This is a genomic window from Lautropia dentalis (genome assembly GCF_003892345.1).
Classification (GTDB): Bacteria; Pseudomonadota; Gammaproteobacteria; order Burkholderiales; family Burkholderiaceae_E; genus Lautropia; species Lautropia dentalis.
The window spans coordinates 1,471,827-1,486,119 of record NZ_RRUE01000001.1 but is presented as its reverse complement, the minus strand read 5'-3'; the positions used below and the strand labels follow the sequence as shown (position 1 = coordinate 1,486,119).

General features: G+C 67.0%; 11 protein-coding genes. 5 read left to right on the top strand and 6 right to left on the bottom strand.

Features of this window, described 5'->3' with window-relative positions; genetic code table 11:
- Window positions 1-36 precede the first annotated feature (36 nt).
- From dxs to EHV23_RS05690, 3 genes are all read right to left on the bottom strand, one after another.
- Window positions 37-1,941 carry a 1-deoxy-D-xylulose-5-phosphate synthase gene (gene dxs, locus EHV23_RS05700; protein WP_125095080.1) on the bottom strand — a complete coding sequence of 635 codons (1,905 nt, stop codon included), beginning with the start codon at window positions 1,939-1,941 and terminating at the stop codon, window positions 37-39.
- A gap of 106 nt (window positions 1,942-2,047) precedes the next feature.
- Complete coding sequence (locus tag EHV23_RS05695; RefSeq protein ID WP_238990370.1) at window positions 2,048-3,043, bottom strand: polyprenyl synthetase family protein; 996 nt, start codon at window positions 3,041-3,043, stop codon at window positions 2,048-2,050.
- 68 nt (window positions 3,044-3,111) lie between these two features.
- On the bottom strand, window positions 3,112-3,384 hold the full coding sequence (locus EHV23_RS05690) for an exodeoxyribonuclease VII small subunit (protein ID WP_125095078.1): 273 nt from the start codon (window positions 3,382-3,384) through the stop codon (window positions 3,112-3,114).
- Between the two features lie 333 nt (window positions 3,385-3,717).
- On the opposite strand from EHV23_RS05690, the gene EHV23_RS05685 reads away from it, so the two are divergent.
- The 3 genes from EHV23_RS05685 (at window position 3,718) to EHV23_RS05675 (ending at window position 6,263) form a co-directional block, all read left to right on the top strand.
- On the top strand, window positions 3,718-4,917 hold the full coding sequence (locus EHV23_RS05685; RefSeq protein ID WP_125095077.1) for an aromatic ring-hydroxylating oxygenase subunit alpha: 1,200 nt from the start codon (window positions 3,718-3,720) through the stop codon (window positions 4,915-4,917).
- 159 nt (window positions 4,918-5,076) lie between these two features.
- Window positions 5,077-5,325: a recombinase RecA gene (locus EHV23_RS05680; protein ID WP_125095076.1), complete on the top strand. Its 249-nt coding sequence runs from the start codon at window positions 5,077-5,079 to the stop codon at window positions 5,323-5,325.
- A 95-nt stretch (window positions 5,326-5,420) separates the two neighbouring features.
- Window positions 5,421-6,263: a sulfurtransferase gene (locus EHV23_RS05675; RefSeq protein ID WP_125095075.1), complete on the top strand. Its 843-nt coding sequence runs from the start codon at window positions 5,421-5,423 to the stop codon at window positions 6,261-6,263.
- Window positions 6,264-6,487: 224 nt separating this feature from the next.
- Here EHV23_RS05675 and fbp read toward each other — a convergent pair whose 3' ends face one another.
- The 3 genes from fbp to polA all read right to left on the bottom strand — a co-directional run bounded on the left by fbp (window position 6,488) and on the right by polA (window position 11,913).
- On the bottom strand, window positions 6,488-7,492 hold the full coding sequence (gene fbp / locus EHV23_RS05670; RefSeq protein ID WP_125095074.1) for a class 1 fructose-bisphosphatase: 1,005 nt from the start codon (window positions 7,490-7,492) through the stop codon (window positions 6,488-6,490).
- A gap of 353 nt (window positions 7,493-7,845) precedes the next feature.
- Window positions 7,846-8,574 carry a DUF4197 domain-containing protein gene (locus EHV23_RS05665; RefSeq protein ID WP_125095073.1) on the bottom strand — a complete coding sequence of 243 codons (729 nt, stop codon included), beginning with the start codon at window positions 8,572-8,574 and terminating at the stop codon, window positions 7,846-7,848.
- A gap of 264 nt (window positions 8,575-8,838) precedes the next feature.
- Window positions 8,839-11,913, bottom strand: a complete 3,075-nt coding sequence (gene polA / locus EHV23_RS05660) for a DNA polymerase I (RefSeq protein WP_125095072.1) — start codon at window positions 11,911-11,913, stop codon at window positions 8,839-8,841.
- Between the two features lie 333 nt (window positions 11,914-12,246).
- On the opposite strand from polA, the gene EHV23_RS05655 reads away from it, so the two are divergent.
- Window positions 12,247-12,993: an LOG family protein gene (locus EHV23_RS05655; RefSeq protein WP_125095071.1), complete on the top strand. Its 747-nt coding sequence runs from the start codon at window positions 12,247-12,249 to the stop codon at window positions 12,991-12,993.
- Between the two features lie 346 nt (window positions 12,994-13,339).
- On the top strand, window positions 13,340-14,293 hold the full coding sequence (locus EHV23_RS05650; RefSeq protein WP_125095070.1) for a homoserine kinase: 954 nt from the start codon (window positions 13,340-13,342) through the stop codon (window positions 14,291-14,293).

Here is a 14,293-nt window from a genome sequence, read left to right as displayed (position 1 = left end):
GGCGCAATACCTGACGATTCTGGGATGCGAGGAGGGTCACGCGCCCGTGATGTCCGGAAAACGCTCGCGGATCTGCCGCTCGATGCCCGGGCCATCCAGCCCCTCCAGCCGCAGCAGCAGCGCATGATCGCCGTGGTCGATGTAGCGGTCGGGCAGCCCCAGCATCTGCACCGGACGGGTCAGCCCCGCTTCGGCCAGCGCTTCCAGACAGGCACTGCCGGCCCCGCCCATCACCACGTGCTCTTCCACCGTCACGAAAGCCTCGTGAGTAGCCGCCAGCTCACGGATCAGGTCGGCATCGATGGGCTTGACGAAACGCATGTTCACCACGGTGGCATCCAGCGCCTCGCCCGCCGCCATGGCCGGGGTCACCATCGAACCGAAGGCCAGAATGGCGATGCGCCTGCCCTGCCGGCGCACCTCGGCCCGGCCCAGTGGCAATTCGGTGAAGGTCTTCTGCACCGGCACGCCCGGCCCCACCCCGCGCGGATAGCGCACTGCCACCGGACGCTGGTACTTCACGGCCGAATACAGCATCTGCCGGCATTCGTTCTCGTCGGCCGGCGCCATCACCACCATGTTGGGCACGCAGCGCAGGAAGGCGTAGTCGTACACACCGGCGTGCGTGGCCCCGTCGGCCCCCACCAGGCCGGCCCGGTCCAGCGCAAACACCACCGGCAGGTTCTGCAGCGCCACGTCGTGCAGCAGCTGGTCGTACGCCCGCTGCAGGAAGGTGGAATAGATGGCCACCACCGGCACCAGCCCGTCGCAGGCCATGCCGGCCGCGAAGGTCACGGCGTGCTGCTCGGCAATGCCCACATCGAAGTAACGGGTGGGAAAACGCTGCTCGAACTCCACCAGCCCCGACCCCTCGCGCATGGCCGGCGTGACGGCCACCAGCCGCGGCTCGGCCTCGCCCATGTCGCAAACCCAGTCGGAAAACACCTGCGTGTAGGTGGGCTTCCTGGGCGGCGTGGCCGGTGCCTTGATGCCTTCGGCCGGGTCGAACTTGCCCGGCCCGTGATACAGGATGGGGTCGGCCTCGGCCAGCTTGTAGCCCTGCCCCTTGCGGGTGATGACGTGCAGAAACACCGGCCCGCTGATCTCGCGCAGGTTCTGCAGCGTGGGAATGAGTGCATCGAGGTCGTGACCATCGATGGGGCCGAAGTAGGTAAAGCCCAGCTCCTCGAACAGCGTGGCCGGCACCAGCATGCCCTTGGCGTGCTCTTCCAGCTTGCGGGCCAGCTCGTACACCGGCGGCATCACCGACAGCATCTGGCGGGCCACGTCACGCGCCTTCACGATCGGCCGGGCCGACAGCGTGCGTGCCAGATAGTGGTTCATCGCCCCCACCGCCGGCGAGATCGACATGTCGTTGTCGTTGAGGATGACCAGCAGGTCCACGTCGCGCATCACGCCCGCGTTGTTGAGCGCCTCGAAGGCCATGCCGGCACTCATCGCGCCGTCGCCGATCACCGCCACGTGGCGACGGCGGTCGGGCCCCTGGTTCTCGCCCAGATTGCGCGAAGCCACCGCCATGCCCAGCGCCGCCGCAATCGAGGTGGACGAATGGGCGGTACCGAAGGTGTCGTACTCGCTCTCGCTGCGCCGCGGAAAGCCCGACAGGCCCTGATACTGGCGCAGCGTGGCCATCTGGTCACGTCGGCCGGTGAGAATCTTGTGCGGATAGGACTGGTGCCCCACGTCCCAGACCAGCCGGTCACGCGGGGTGTTGAACACATAGTGCAGCGCGATGGTCAGTTCCACCGTACCCAGATTGGACGACAGGTGCCCCCCGGTACGCGACACGGCGTTCAGAATGAACTGCCGCAGCTCGTCGGCAAGCTGGGGCAGCTTCTCCCGGTCCAGCGTGCGCAGGTCGGCTGGACTGTCGATACGGGCCAGCAGCGCTTCGGTCGGGGGTTTAACGTCTTCGGTCATGACTTGGCAGAAGTCTCTGATTTATATGATTCGAATGACACCATCGCGGGTGACACCGCCACGAATGGCATCGCCAGACCGCCGGGCACGGGGGCCAGCCGCGCCATCAGTGCAACCGCTCGACGATGAAATCGGCCAGCATGCGCAGACGGTCGGCCTCCGGCCCCAGCCCGGCCAGGCTCCCGTGGGCCTGGCGATGCAGGTCGGCCGCCAGCGCACGGGCCGCCTCCAGCCCCAGCAGCGACACATAGGTGGGCTTGTCGTGCGCCTGGTCCTTGCCGGCCGTCTTGCCCAGCGTGGCCGAGTCGGCCGTTACATCCAGAATGTCGTCCACCACCTGAAAGGCCAGGCCGATGATCTCGCCATAGCGCTTCACCGCCGCCGCCAGTGCCGCCGGCGGTTCGCCTCCGGCCAGCAGGCCGAGTGTCACCGATACCGACAGCATGGCGCCGGTCTTGGCCCGGTGCATGGCCTCGAGCTGCGGGCGCGACAGCCGCACCCCCACCCCCTCGATGTCCAGGGCCTGGCCGCCGGCCATGCCCCACGAACCGGCCGCCCTGGCCAGCGCCGTCACCATGGCAGCCACCGGCACCGGAGCGCTGTCCGTGGCCGGCAGAAAGTCCCCAGTCTTCACCGACCCCGGAGCGGTTGCTGCCAGTGGCCGTTCTGCAGGCTGGCCGGAAGCCGGCGCCACCGTGCCGGCCTGCGCGGCGGATCCGGCCGGTGCCACCAGCACCTCGAAGGCCAGCGTCTGCAGGGCGTCACCCACCAGCATGGCCATGGCCTCGCCATACTGGACGTGCACCGTGGGACGGCCCCGGCGCATGTCGTCGTTGTCCATGGCCGGCATGTCGTCATGCACGAGCGAATAGACGTGAATCAGCTCCACCGCACAGGCAGCGCCATCCAGCACCGCGGCATCGGCCCCCACCAGCTCGCCGGCCGCATACACCAGCAGCGGACGCACCCGCTTGCCGCCCCCCAGCACCGCATAGCGCATGGCCTCGTGCAGCCGGTCGGGTGCCAGCCCGGCAGCCAGCCCGGAAGGCCCGGGCAAACGGGCTGCCAGCGCGGCCTCCACATGGGCTGCCCGCGCCTGCATCCAGGCCGACAGCGTCAGGGGCGCAGCCACCGGGCGGCTGCCCAGAGCCGCCGCCAGGGTGTCGTTCGTCATGCTTCGTCCTCGCCGGAGGTCTCACCGGCATCGTCCCCGTACGGAGCCAGCAGGCCCGCTTCCAGCACCTGCACCTGCTGCGTGACCACGGCCAGCCGCTCGCGGCAGTGACGCACCAGGGCAACACCGCGCTCATAGGCCGTGAGCGCGTCTTCCAGCGGCAGACGGCCGCTTTCCATCTGGCCGACCAGCGCTTCCAGCTCGGTCATCGCATCCTCGAAATGATCCGGCAGGGGGGCAGGACCGTCCGCGCGGGCGGCTTCAGACATGGGCAGGACCTCGACAGGTAAAGGCAGGGCTGCCGGCATTCTAGCGCGTGTCGCACGGACGCATCGCGCCATCTGCACGTCCTTTGACCCCGCACAAACCCGGACACGTCCCGCAACATATACACCGGCACGATACTCGAAAACAGGCTTTACCCCGGCCCCGGTCCCGGTAGAATCCGCCCTTCACCCTTCATTCATCCAGCGCGTGTCACGGGCGGAACGAACCCGTCCATGACACACCTGCTGATGTACCGGTAGTTTCGCCCCGCGGCGGGCTGCCAACCGGTCCTTCTTTTGCCGCACCACACCTGCCGGAGGGACGCACCTTCCATCATGACGGACATTGGGCATCTGGCACACATCCAGCGACCCGCAACCCAGTTGCCGGTCTCGGCCTACTTTGACGAATCGCTCTACCAGCACGAGCTGCACACCCTGTTCTCCAACGGCCCCGGCTACCGTGGCCACCGCCTGATGGTGCCCGAACCGGGCGACTACCGTACCCTGGTGGCAGAACAGGAAGGCCGCGTGCTGGTCAACCAGCGCCCGGACGAACACAACCCCAACGGCCGCATCGAACTGCTCTCCAATGTCTGTCGCCACCGCCAGGCCATCATGCTCAATGGCGCCGGCAATGCCGACAGCATCGTCTGTCCGCTGCACCGCTGGACCTACGACCTCGACGGCAGTCTCAAGGGCGCCCCGCACTTCGACCAGCAACCCTGCCTGGAGCTGCCACGCTACCCGCTGCAGGAGTGGCAGGGTCTGCTCTTCGAGAGCCCGCGCGACATCCAGGCCGACTTGCGCGGCATGAGCGTGGCGGCCGATCTCGACTTCTCCGGCTACCGGCTCGACCACGTCGAGGTGCACGAGTGCAACTACAACTGGAAGACCTTCATCGAGGTCTATCTGGAGGATTATCACGTCGTGCCCTTCCACCCGGGGCTGGGTCACTTCGTCGACTGCAACCAGCTCAGGTGGGAGTTCGGCGAGTGGTATTCGGTCCAGACCGTCGGCCTGCACCGCGACCTGCAAAAGCCCGGTACCCCGGTCTACCGCAAGTGGCACGATGAGGTCCTGCGCTTCAACGGCGGGAAGATGCCCAAGTACGGTGCCATCTGGCTCACCTACTACCCCAACCTGATGGTCGAGTGGTACCCCAACTCGCTGGTGATCTCCTCGCTCATCCCGCGCGGACCAGGCAAGACCACCAACATCGTCGAGTTCTACTACCCCGAAGAGATCGTCTGGTTCGAGCGCGAGTTCATCGAGGCCGAGCGCGCCGCCTACATGGAAACCGCCATCGAGGATGACGAGATCGGCGAGCGCATGGACGCCGGCCGCCGGGCCTTGTTCGAGCGCGGCGAAAACCAGACCGGCCCCTACCAGAGCCCGATGGAAGACGGCATGCAGCACTTCCACGAGTTCCTGCGCCGCGAGCTGGGCGACGTGGGCGACACGAAGAACCTGCCGGCCAACCACCCCACCGGCCACCAGCTGATCGAGCAGCAGCTGCGCCGCCGGCGGGCCTGATTGCGTGCCATGGACTCATGCGTCCCAACGCTGGCCCCGACCGTGTGCTGACAGGGTACCGCGCAGACAAGGCCAGTCGCCCTGCCATGCAGGGCAACACCGGCTGCGTCCCATGACGCCCCACCCAACGGACATGACCGTCATGCGAGGAGTTCCCCCATGCCATTGACCGAAGCCCAGACGAAATCCCTGCTGGCCTGCAAGGGCGTGGGCAAAACCGTCCTGCAGCGGCTGCAGGACATGGGCCTGGACGATGCCGAACGCCTCGCCCAGGCCAGCGTCGATGACATCCTCGCCATGGGGGCGTCCATCACGCGCAGTACCTGCTGGAAAAACAGCCCCCAGGCCCGGGCGGCCATCAGCGCGGCCGTGGCCTGGGCGCAGGACGAGGTCCGGTCAAGGGGCTGAGAGACAGTGCTGTACATGCCGAAGGGTCAAGAGAAACGGACCGACCATGACCCGCTCTAAGATAGATGCCATTGTCATCTTCCCGAGCCTTTCTCATGTCCTGGACCACCACCCTCTCCGTCGAAGAACTGGCCACCCATCTGGATGCCTGCATCCTCGTCGACTGCCGCCACCGGCTCGATGATCCGCAGGCCGGCCGCCGCGCGTGGGAAGAAGCCCACATCCCCACGGCGCACTTCCTGTCCATCGACGATGACCTCTCCGGCCGCCACGATCCTTCGCTGGGTCGCCACCCGATGCCCGACCGCGCGCCACTGCGCGAGAAACTGGCCGCTCTCGGCTTGTCGGACGACACCCAGCTGGTGCTCTACGACGACCAGGGAGGCGCCATGGCCGGCCGCCTCTGGATGCTGGCCCGCTGGCTGGGCCACGAAAAGGTGGCGCTGCTCGATGGCGGCTTCGAGGCCTGGAAGCGGGCCGGCTACCCGCTGACCGCCGAACCCGCGACGCCCCGCAAGGCCGGCCAGCTGTCGGAGCGCCCGAGCCTCGTGCAGCTGCTCAATACCGCCCAATTGCAGGCCGCCCTGCAGGACGGCCACAGCCAGGTGGTCGACGCCCGCGGGGCCGACCGCTACCGGGGCGAGAACGAAACCATCGACCCGGTGGCCGGCCACATCCCCGGCGCTCTCAACCGGCCCTTCATGCAGAACCTGCGCCCCGACGGCCGCTTCAAACCCGCCGAGGTGCTGCGCGACGAGTGGGAAAGGCTGCTGGCCGGCCGCAGCCCGGAGGACATCATCCACCAGTGCGGCTCGGGCGTGACGGCCAACCACAACCTGCTGGCCATGGAACTGGCCGGCCTGCCCGGCAGCCGCCTGTACCCGCCTTCGTGGAGCGGCTGGATCAGCGATCCGGCAAGGCCTGTCGCCAAAGGCTGAAGCAACCATCTGACGGCGCGGAAGAACAGCCCCCGCACCGCCGTCACGACGCGTCGGCCGCTCTGGAACGAAAACGCCGCAAAGCCACGACAGGAGCATTCTGTCCGACTTTGCGGCATCATGTCATGCCACCCGGCGGCTGATGGAGCGAACCGCCGGAAAACCGCAGCCGGGTTCGAAAACCCAACCAGCAGTTGAAGGCACCTGACCGGGGCCAGCCCCAGTCAGTCCGGGTTCTTCTCGATGAACTCGTGCACCTTCTCGACCATCTTCCTCGAGCCCACGAAGAAGGGGCTGCGCTCATGCAGCTTGGTCGGCTGGATGTCCAGAATGCGGCGCTTGCCGTCGGTGGCCATGCCACCAGCCTGCTCGGCCAGGAAGGCCATCGGGTTGCACTCGTACAGCAAACGCAGCTTGCCGTTGGGATAGTTGCTGCCCTGCGGATACATGTAGATGCCGCCCTTGAGCAGGTTGCGGTGGAAGTCCGACACCAGCGAACCGATGTAGCGCGAGGTCAGCGGACGGCCTTCCGACGGCAGGTCATCCTGGCAGTACTTGATGTACTTCTTCACGCCCAGCGGGAACTTCAGGTACTGGCCCTCGTTCACCGAGTAGATGGTGCCATCATCGGGCAGGCGGATGTTCTCGTGCGACAGGGCAAATACACCGATGGCCGGATCATACGTGAAGCCATTGACGCCGTTGCCGGTGGTGTAGACCAGCATGGTGGACGAGCCATACACCACATAGCCCGCTGCCACCTGGGCGCTGCCCGGCTGCAGGAAGTCTTCCAGCGTGACCGGCGTGCCCACCGGCGTCACCCGGCGGTAGATGGAGAAGATGGTCCCCACCGACACGTTGACATCGATGTTGGACGAACCATCGAGCGGATCGGTCAGCACGATGTACTTGGCATTGCGGTTCTTCTCGCTGTCGAAGGCGATGAAGTTCTCTTCCTCTTCCGAGGCAAAGCCCGCCACGTCGTCCCGCGCAAAGAAGGCTGCGCTGATGGTCTTGTGGGCGAACACATCCAGTTTCTTCTGCTGCTCACCCTGCACGTTCTCGGCGCCGGCGTCGCCCAGAATCTCGTTCACCAGACCGGCACGGTTGATGTCGCGGTTGATGACCTTGGCCGCCAGACGGATGGCCGCCAGAATGCCACTGAGATTGCCGCGGGCGTGCGGGTACTCGGCCTGCTTCTCGACGATGAACTCGCCCAGACTTTTCATGGAAGTCTCCTGATTGAGAATTGAGAATAAATGACTTCCCGTATTGTAATGAGGAGACCGGTTATTTTCTGTGAACGACTGGGCATTCTCCGTCAAAGAGGCCGGGTGTTTTTTCATGGCATCAGGGTAAACCCCAATGGCATCCACAACGCAGCAGTGCGATCTGCAACACGGCGCTCGCCCCGATAAACCACCATTCGACCCAACTCACACGGCCCGGCTCACACAAAACGCAGGCAACTGCAGCACCCCTGCCCCAGACTGCCGGAAACCCCGATCCCGGTCACAAGAAACCCGGCCGGACACGTGCGTCACGCATCCAGACCGGGTTTTGCCGCGAAACAGGGGCCGGATTACTTCGCAAACACCTTCTTCAGAATGGCCGACCCCGTACCCACCGGATCCTGCCGGATCGTTTTCTCTTCGGCGGCGATCATCTTGTAGAGGCCGTCCATGGTCTTGTTGGTGACGTAGTTCTCGATCTTCGCATCGTCGGACTTTATCACGCCCAGCTTCGAGGCCTGGCCGGCCAGGCTGTTGTACTGCTGCGCCAGCCCCAGCTTGCTGGTGTACTGCGTCACGATGGGCAGGAACTTGTTGAACATGTCCTTCGAGGTCTTCTCGCGGAAGAATTTCGTCACGGAATCGTCTCCGTCGGACAGGATGCCCTTGGCGTCACTCACCGACATGCCCTTGATGGCGTTGAGCAGCAGCGGTTTGGCCTCGACCACGGCCGCTTCGGCCGCCCGGTTCATGTTGGTCTGCAGTGCCTCGAAGTCCTTCTGTTTGCCCATCAGCTTCGCTGCCTTTTCCATCTTCTGCAGGCTGGAGGGCAGCGGGATCTTCACGTCCGGGTTGCCCAGAAAGCCGTCGGCCTTGCCCAGGCTGGCCACCGCCGTCTCGGCGCCCTTCTCCAGCGCGGCCTTGACGCCGGCGGAAGCATCGCTCTGCGTGAGCGACGACAGGTCCAGTGCGGCAGCGGGCATGCTCACCAGCAGGCCCGTGGTACCCAGTGCCAGCGAGGCAGCCACCAGCGCCCCCGCGATACGGCCACGCAGGCCCGTTGACGATTTCTTGTCCATCTTGCGGTTTCCTCCCGATAATCCCGTGAACCTGGCCCTCCGGCCAGGGAAAGTGCCAGACGGCCCTTGCCGCCCATATCCTGTGCCGGCACCGTGCCAGTCAGGGATTTTCCCGAATCCGTGCAGACCACGACATGCCCCGGCCTGCCGACCAGAGCCGGAATCGTACCAGCCGCCCGCACCATCCGGCACGCATCGGCCCTGTCACGAGCATGGAGCGAGACCATCAGGCAACAGACCGTCAACGACCGTCATCTCCCAAACTCAGTGCGCCTGCTCCCAGTTGGCGCCCACCCCCACTTCGGCCAGCAGCGGCACCGACAGCGAGGCGACCCCGGCCATGCGTGCCGGCAGTGCCGTCTTCAGGCGCTCGACCTCGGCCTCGGGCACTTCCAGCACCAGCTCGTCGTGCACCTGCATCACCAGCCGGGCTTCCAGCTGCTCGCGCTGCAGCCAGGCGTGCACATCGATCATCGCCAGCTTGATCAGGTCGGCAGCCGTCCCCTGCATCGGCGCATTGATGGCGGCCCGCTCGGCCATCTGCCGCTTGCCCACGTTGCCGGAGGCGATTTCGGGCAGCCACAGCCGGCGGCCGAACACCGTCTCCACATAGCCCTGCTCGCGGGCCTGCAGCCGGGTACGTTCCATGTAGGCCGCCACCCCCGGATAGCGGGCAAAGTAACGGTCGATGTAGGCCTGTGCGGCCCCCCGCTCGATGCCCAGGTTGGCCGCCAGCCCAAAGGCGCTCATGCCATAGATCAGCCCGAAGTTGATCACCTTGGCGTAGCGGCGCTGCTCGCTGTCCACCTCGGCCAGCGGCACGCCGAACACCTCGGCCGCGGTGGCGCGGTGCACGTCCTCGCCGGCCGCAAAGGCCTTCAGCAGGCCGGCATCCTGCGAGATGTGCGCCATGATGCGCAGCTCGATCTGCGAATAGTCGGCCGACATCATCCGGTATCCGGGCGGCGCGATGAAGGCTTCACGGATGCGGCGTCCCTCCGGCGTGCGGACCGGGATGTTCTGCAGGTTCGGCTCGCTGGAGGCCAGCCGGCCCGTGATGGCCGTGGCCTGGGAATACGTCGTGTGCACGCGGCCCTGCGCATCCATCATGTCCGGCAACTTGTCGGTGTAGGTGGAGCGCAGCTTCGAGAGCCCGCGCCACTGCAGCAGCACCTTGGGCAACGGGTAATCGAGCGCCAGTTTTTCCAGCACGCTCTCGTCGGTGGACGGCTTGCCGGCCGGTGTCTTCTTCACCACCGGCAGCCCCAGCTGGCCGAACAGGATCTCTCCCAGCTGTTTGGTCGACCCCAGGTTGAAGGGCTGGCCGGCCAGCTCGTGCGCCTGTTTCTCCAGCGCCAGCATCTGCGTGGCCAGTTCCACCGACTGCTGCTTCAGCAGGGCACCATCGAGCAGCACGCCGTGGCGTTCCATGTCGAACAGCACCTGCAGCGTCGGCATCTCGATGTCGCGGTAGACGTACTGCAGCGTCTCGTTCGCGGCAATGGCCGGCGCCATCACCCGGTGCAGCTGCAGTGTCACGTCGGCATCCTCGGCAGCGTAGGGCGCAGCCACCTCCAGCGCCACCTGGTCGAAGCCGATGGCCTTGGCCCCCTTGCCCGCCACCGACTCATAGGCAGTGGTGAGGCGGTTCAGGTGGCGACCGGCCAGCGCGTCCATGCCATGGGTGCGGTGGGCTTCCAGCACGTAGGACTCCAGCATCGTATCGTCCGCCACGCCACGCAACCGCACGCCGTGGTTGGCCAGCACGTGCATGTCGTACTTGATGTTCTGGCCCACCTTCTGCGGCCTGTCATCTTCCAGCCAGGGCTTCAGCACCGCCAGCACCTCGTCCAGCGGCAGCTGGTCCGGCACGCCGGCATAGCTGTGCCCCACCGGGATGTAGGCACCCTCCCACGGCGACACCGCCAGCGAGATGCCCACCAGATGGGCCTGCCGGGCATCCAGCGCCGTGGTTTCGGTGTCGATGGCCACGCGGTCAGCGGCCTGCGCCTTCGCCAGCCAGTCCTCCAGCGCGGCGCGGGTGGTGATCATCACGGTGTGCAGCTCACCAGCCGGCGGTGCATCCAGCACGATGCCATCACGCGTGAAGTGACCGCCGGTAAATTCGGCCAGCGCGGCCGCCACGCCAGCGCCTCGCGGGCCACTCGCGGCACCCGCACCGGCGGCACCGGCGCCTGAACCAGCCGGGATTCCGCCAGCGCCCGGCCCCCCCCCGGCCACTGTCCCGGCTGCACCGGTCGTGCCTGAAACGCCCGCCGCCGCACCGCTGCCCGCCGTGCTGCCACCTTCGGCAAACACCCGGCTGCCGCTGGCGGCCAGCCCCTGCGCATGCAGGCCGTCGATACCGCCCGCCGTCCCTGCGGCCAGGCCATCGATGCCGCCCGCCAGACCGCCTGCCGCGCCCCCTTCGCGCCGCTGGCGCTCCGCCACCAGCCGCCGGGCGAAGGTGCGCAGTTCCCAGCGGTCGAACAGCCGCAGCAGTGTCTCTTCATCCTCGTCGCGCAGCTGCAGCTGGTCTATGCCCCCCACCCAGGCGGACAGGTCGGCATCGCGCAGCACCGTCACCAGCTCGCGGCCCTTCGGCAGCCAGTCCAGTGCGGCGCGCAGGTTCTCGCCCACCTTGCCCCTGATGGCGTCGGCCTGGGCCATGAGGGCATCGAGCGTGCCGTATTCGTTCAGCCATTTGGCGGCCGTCTTGGGGCCCACCTTGTCCACCCCGGGCACGTTGTCCACCGTGTCGCCGGTCAGGCTCAGAAAGTCGATGATCTGGTCCGGATTCACGCCGAACTTCTCGCGCACCCCGGCCGCGTCCATCGGCACGGGTGGCACGCCGTCGCGCGTCATGGTGTTGACCAGGATGGTCTCGTCGTCCACCAGCTGCGCCAGATCCTTGTCCCCCGTGGAAATCACGGTGCGCATGCCCGCCCGGCGCGCCTGCGTGGCCAGCGTACCGATCACGTCATCGGCCTCGATGCCCGGCACCACCAGCAGCGGCCAGCCCAGCGCCTGCGTCAGCTCATGGATGGGCGCAATCTGGGCCACCAGATCCTCGGGGGTGGAGGCGCGGTTGGCCTTGTAGTGCTCGTACAGGTCATCGCGGAAGGTGCGCCCCGGCGCATCGAAGATCACCGCCCCGCGCGTGGCCCCGCCATGCAGCCGGGTGTCGTCGCGCAGACGACGCAGCATGCCGACCATCCCGTGAATGGCGCCGGTCGGCTCGCCCGCCTTGTTGCGCAGATCGGGCAGGGCATGATAGGCGCGGAACAGATAGCTGGAGCCATCGACCAGCAGCAGGGTTTTGTCGGACGGTTTGGTCATCGGATAACGGAAGATCGGACAGAAGGGACGGACAACCCCGGCCGGGGCAGACGGATGCCACCTGGACGCAGCGGCGGGAACGGTACGACGGAATGTCACCGAACCGCGGACTACACGGGAACTGCCCGGACGGTCCGGCGAGGGCATGCAGGGTCAAACGGGGCCCGGGCACCGAAGTTTGATACGCTTTGGGCCATTGCGCTGCCCGCGGGGCTCCGGCCCCGGGCCGTTCCTGCCACCGGGCCGAGCCTGCTGCCTTCAGCCATCACCGGCCTGCGCCGGCCCGGACGTGGCGCCCCATTCACACCGTATACGGACACCCTACCCGACCCCATGGTCAACAACCTCAAGACCCGCCCCAAGACCCCCAAGCTCAGCGCCATGATGCCCAGCGAACGCGCCACGGCCATCAAGGCCCGCGAGTCCTGGCACGTGCTGGGCATTATCGCAGAGTTCGTCGAGGCCACCGAGGCGCTGGCCGACATCCGCCCGGCCGTCTCCATCTTCGGCAGCGCCCGCATCCCCCGGGACCACCCCTGGTACCACGAGACCGAGGTGCTGGCCCGCAAGCTGTCGGACGCCGGTTTTGCGGTCATCTCCGGTGGCGGTCCCGGCCTGATGGAAGCGGCCAACAAGGGCGCCCATGCCGGCGCCTCCCCGTCGGTGGGGCTGAACATGCAGCTGCCCATGGAGCAGCACGACAACCCCTACCAGAACGTGTCACTGCATTTCCGGCACTTCTTCCCGCGCAAGGTGGCCTTTGCCAAGTACGCGGCCGCCTTCGTGGCCGTCCCCGGCGGCTGGGGCACGCTGGACGAGCTGATGGAGGTGCTGACGCTGATCCAGACGAAGGTCGGCCGGCGCATCCCCGTCATTCTGGTGGGTTCGGCCTTCTGGAAAGGCCTGCTCGCCTGGATGAACGACGTGCTGGTCGCCCAGGGCACCGTGTCGGCCGCCGACATGGAGCTGATCCGCGTCATCGACGACCCGGATGCCGTGGTCAACGAGATCTTCGACTTCTACCAGCAGCGTGGCTTCTATGCCACCAGCGACGAGCGGCAGCTGAACCTGCAGCTCTGACGTGCTCACGCTGCCCCGTGCCGATGGGTCAGCCGTCGGCAGACTGCAGCCCTGGCACGGTTTCACACCGCGCACTGATAGGATGCCCCTTCCCTGCCGGCGCACCTGCTGCCCATGGCCCGTCACCCCCCCGTCCTCGCACGAATCCGCGGCAGGCTCCCCCTGAAAGTTCCGGGCGCGACCCGATACTGGCCCGTTACCTGCAGTCCCGGCAGGCAGTTAGAATCGGCGCATCTTGCCCGAATTCCCCGAACCGCTGCCTGTCCGCGCCCTGCCGGCGGCCGGTGTTGCCCCTGCGGCACCCGCGCCCGGCACCCCGGACGGCAGTCCCCTACCGGATCGCCCCATGGCCGTTTTCACCGTCGTTTCCGATCAGCAGCTCAAGGACTGGCTGGCCCACCATGATGCAGGCGAGCTGCAGCAGGCCGAACCCATCGCCTCCGGTATCGAAAACACCAACTACTTCGTCGACACCACGCGCGGCCGCTGGGTGCTCACCCTGGTCGAGCGCCTGCCCGTCGAGCGCCTGCCCTTCCATCTGGAGCTGATGCAGCACCTGGCACAGCGCGGCATTCCCTGTCCGGCCCCGCTGGCCGACCGCGAAGGCCGCCTTTTCAGCCCGCTCAACGGCAAGCCGGCCACCCTGGTCACGCGACTGAGCGGCAAGGCCGTGGTCGACACCACCCCCGAACACTGCCGCGCCATGGGCGCCCTGCTGGCCCGCATGCACCTGGCTGCGGCCGACTTTGGCCCGGCCCCCGCCAACGTGAAGGGGCCCGAGTGGTGGCCCATCGCGCTGGAAGAGCTGCGCCCCCGGCTGGAACCTGCCCTGCGCACGCTAGCCGCGGACGAACTGGCGGCCCAGCAGGCCTGGATGGACACGCCCGACTGGAAGAACCTTCCTGCCTCGGCCGTGCACGCCGACATCTTCCGTGACAACGTGCTGTTCACCAGTCCGTCCGAGCCCAGTGTCATCGACTTCTACTTCGCCTGCCACGACACCTGGCTGTTCGATCTGGCCGTGGTCTGCAACGACTGGTGCCTGGCCCCCAACGACGTGACACTCGATCCGGCCCGCACCGACGCCCTGCTGGACGGCTACCGCAGCGTGCGCGCCTTCGATCCCGCCGAGAAGCGTGGCTGGACCATGGCGCTGCGGGCCGCTGCCCTGCGTTTCTGGCTGTCGCGCCTCTACGACCTGCTGCTACCCCGCGAAGCTGCCATGCTGCAGCCCAAGGATCCCACCCACTTCGAGCGGATCCTGAACGATCGCCGCACGCTTTCGGGAGAGCTGCACTGA

Bases quoted from the DNA above. Each gene is read 5' to 3' on its own strand.
- EHV23_RS05675 (WP_125095075.1), top strand. From the start codon at position 5,421: ATGTCCTGGACCACCACCCTCTCCGTCGAAGAACTGGCCACCCATCTG.
- EHV23_RS05665 (WP_125095073.1), bottom strand. From the start codon at position 8,574: ATGGACAAGAAATCGTCAACGGGCCTGCGTGGCCGTATCGCGGGGGCG.
- EHV23_RS05685 (WP_125095077.1), top strand. From the start codon at position 3,718: ATGACGGACATTGGGCATCTGGCACACATCCAGCGACCCGCAACCCAG.
- EHV23_RS05690 (WP_125095078.1), bottom strand. From the start codon at position 3,384: ATGTCTGAAGCCGCCCGCGCGGACGGTCCTGCCCCCCTGCCGGATCAT.
- dxs (WP_125095080.1), bottom strand. From the start codon at position 1,941: ATGACCGAAGACGTTAAACCCCCGACCGAAGCGCTGCTGGCCCGTATC.
- EHV23_RS05650 (WP_125095070.1), top strand. From the start codon at position 13,340: ATGGCCGTTTTCACCGTCGTTTCCGATCAGCAGCTCAAGGACTGGCTG.
- polA (WP_125095072.1), bottom strand. From the start codon at position 11,913: ATGACCAAACCGTCCGACAAAACCCTGCTGCTGGTCGATGGCTCCAGC.
- EHV23_RS05655 (WP_125095071.1), top strand. From the start codon at position 12,247: ATGGTCAACAACCTCAAGACCCGCCCCAAGACCCCCAAGCTCAGCGCC.
- EHV23_RS05680 (WP_125095076.1), top strand. From the start codon at position 5,077: ATGCCATTGACCGAAGCCCAGACGAAATCCCTGCTGGCCTGCAAGGGC.
- EHV23_RS05695 (WP_238990370.1), bottom strand. From the start codon at position 3,043: ATGCAGGCGCGGGCAGCCCATGTGGAGGCCGCGCTGGCAGCCCGTTTG.
- fbp (WP_125095074.1), bottom strand. From the start codon at position 7,492: ATGAAAAGTCTGGGCGAGTTCATCGTCGAGAAGCAGGCCGAGTACCCG.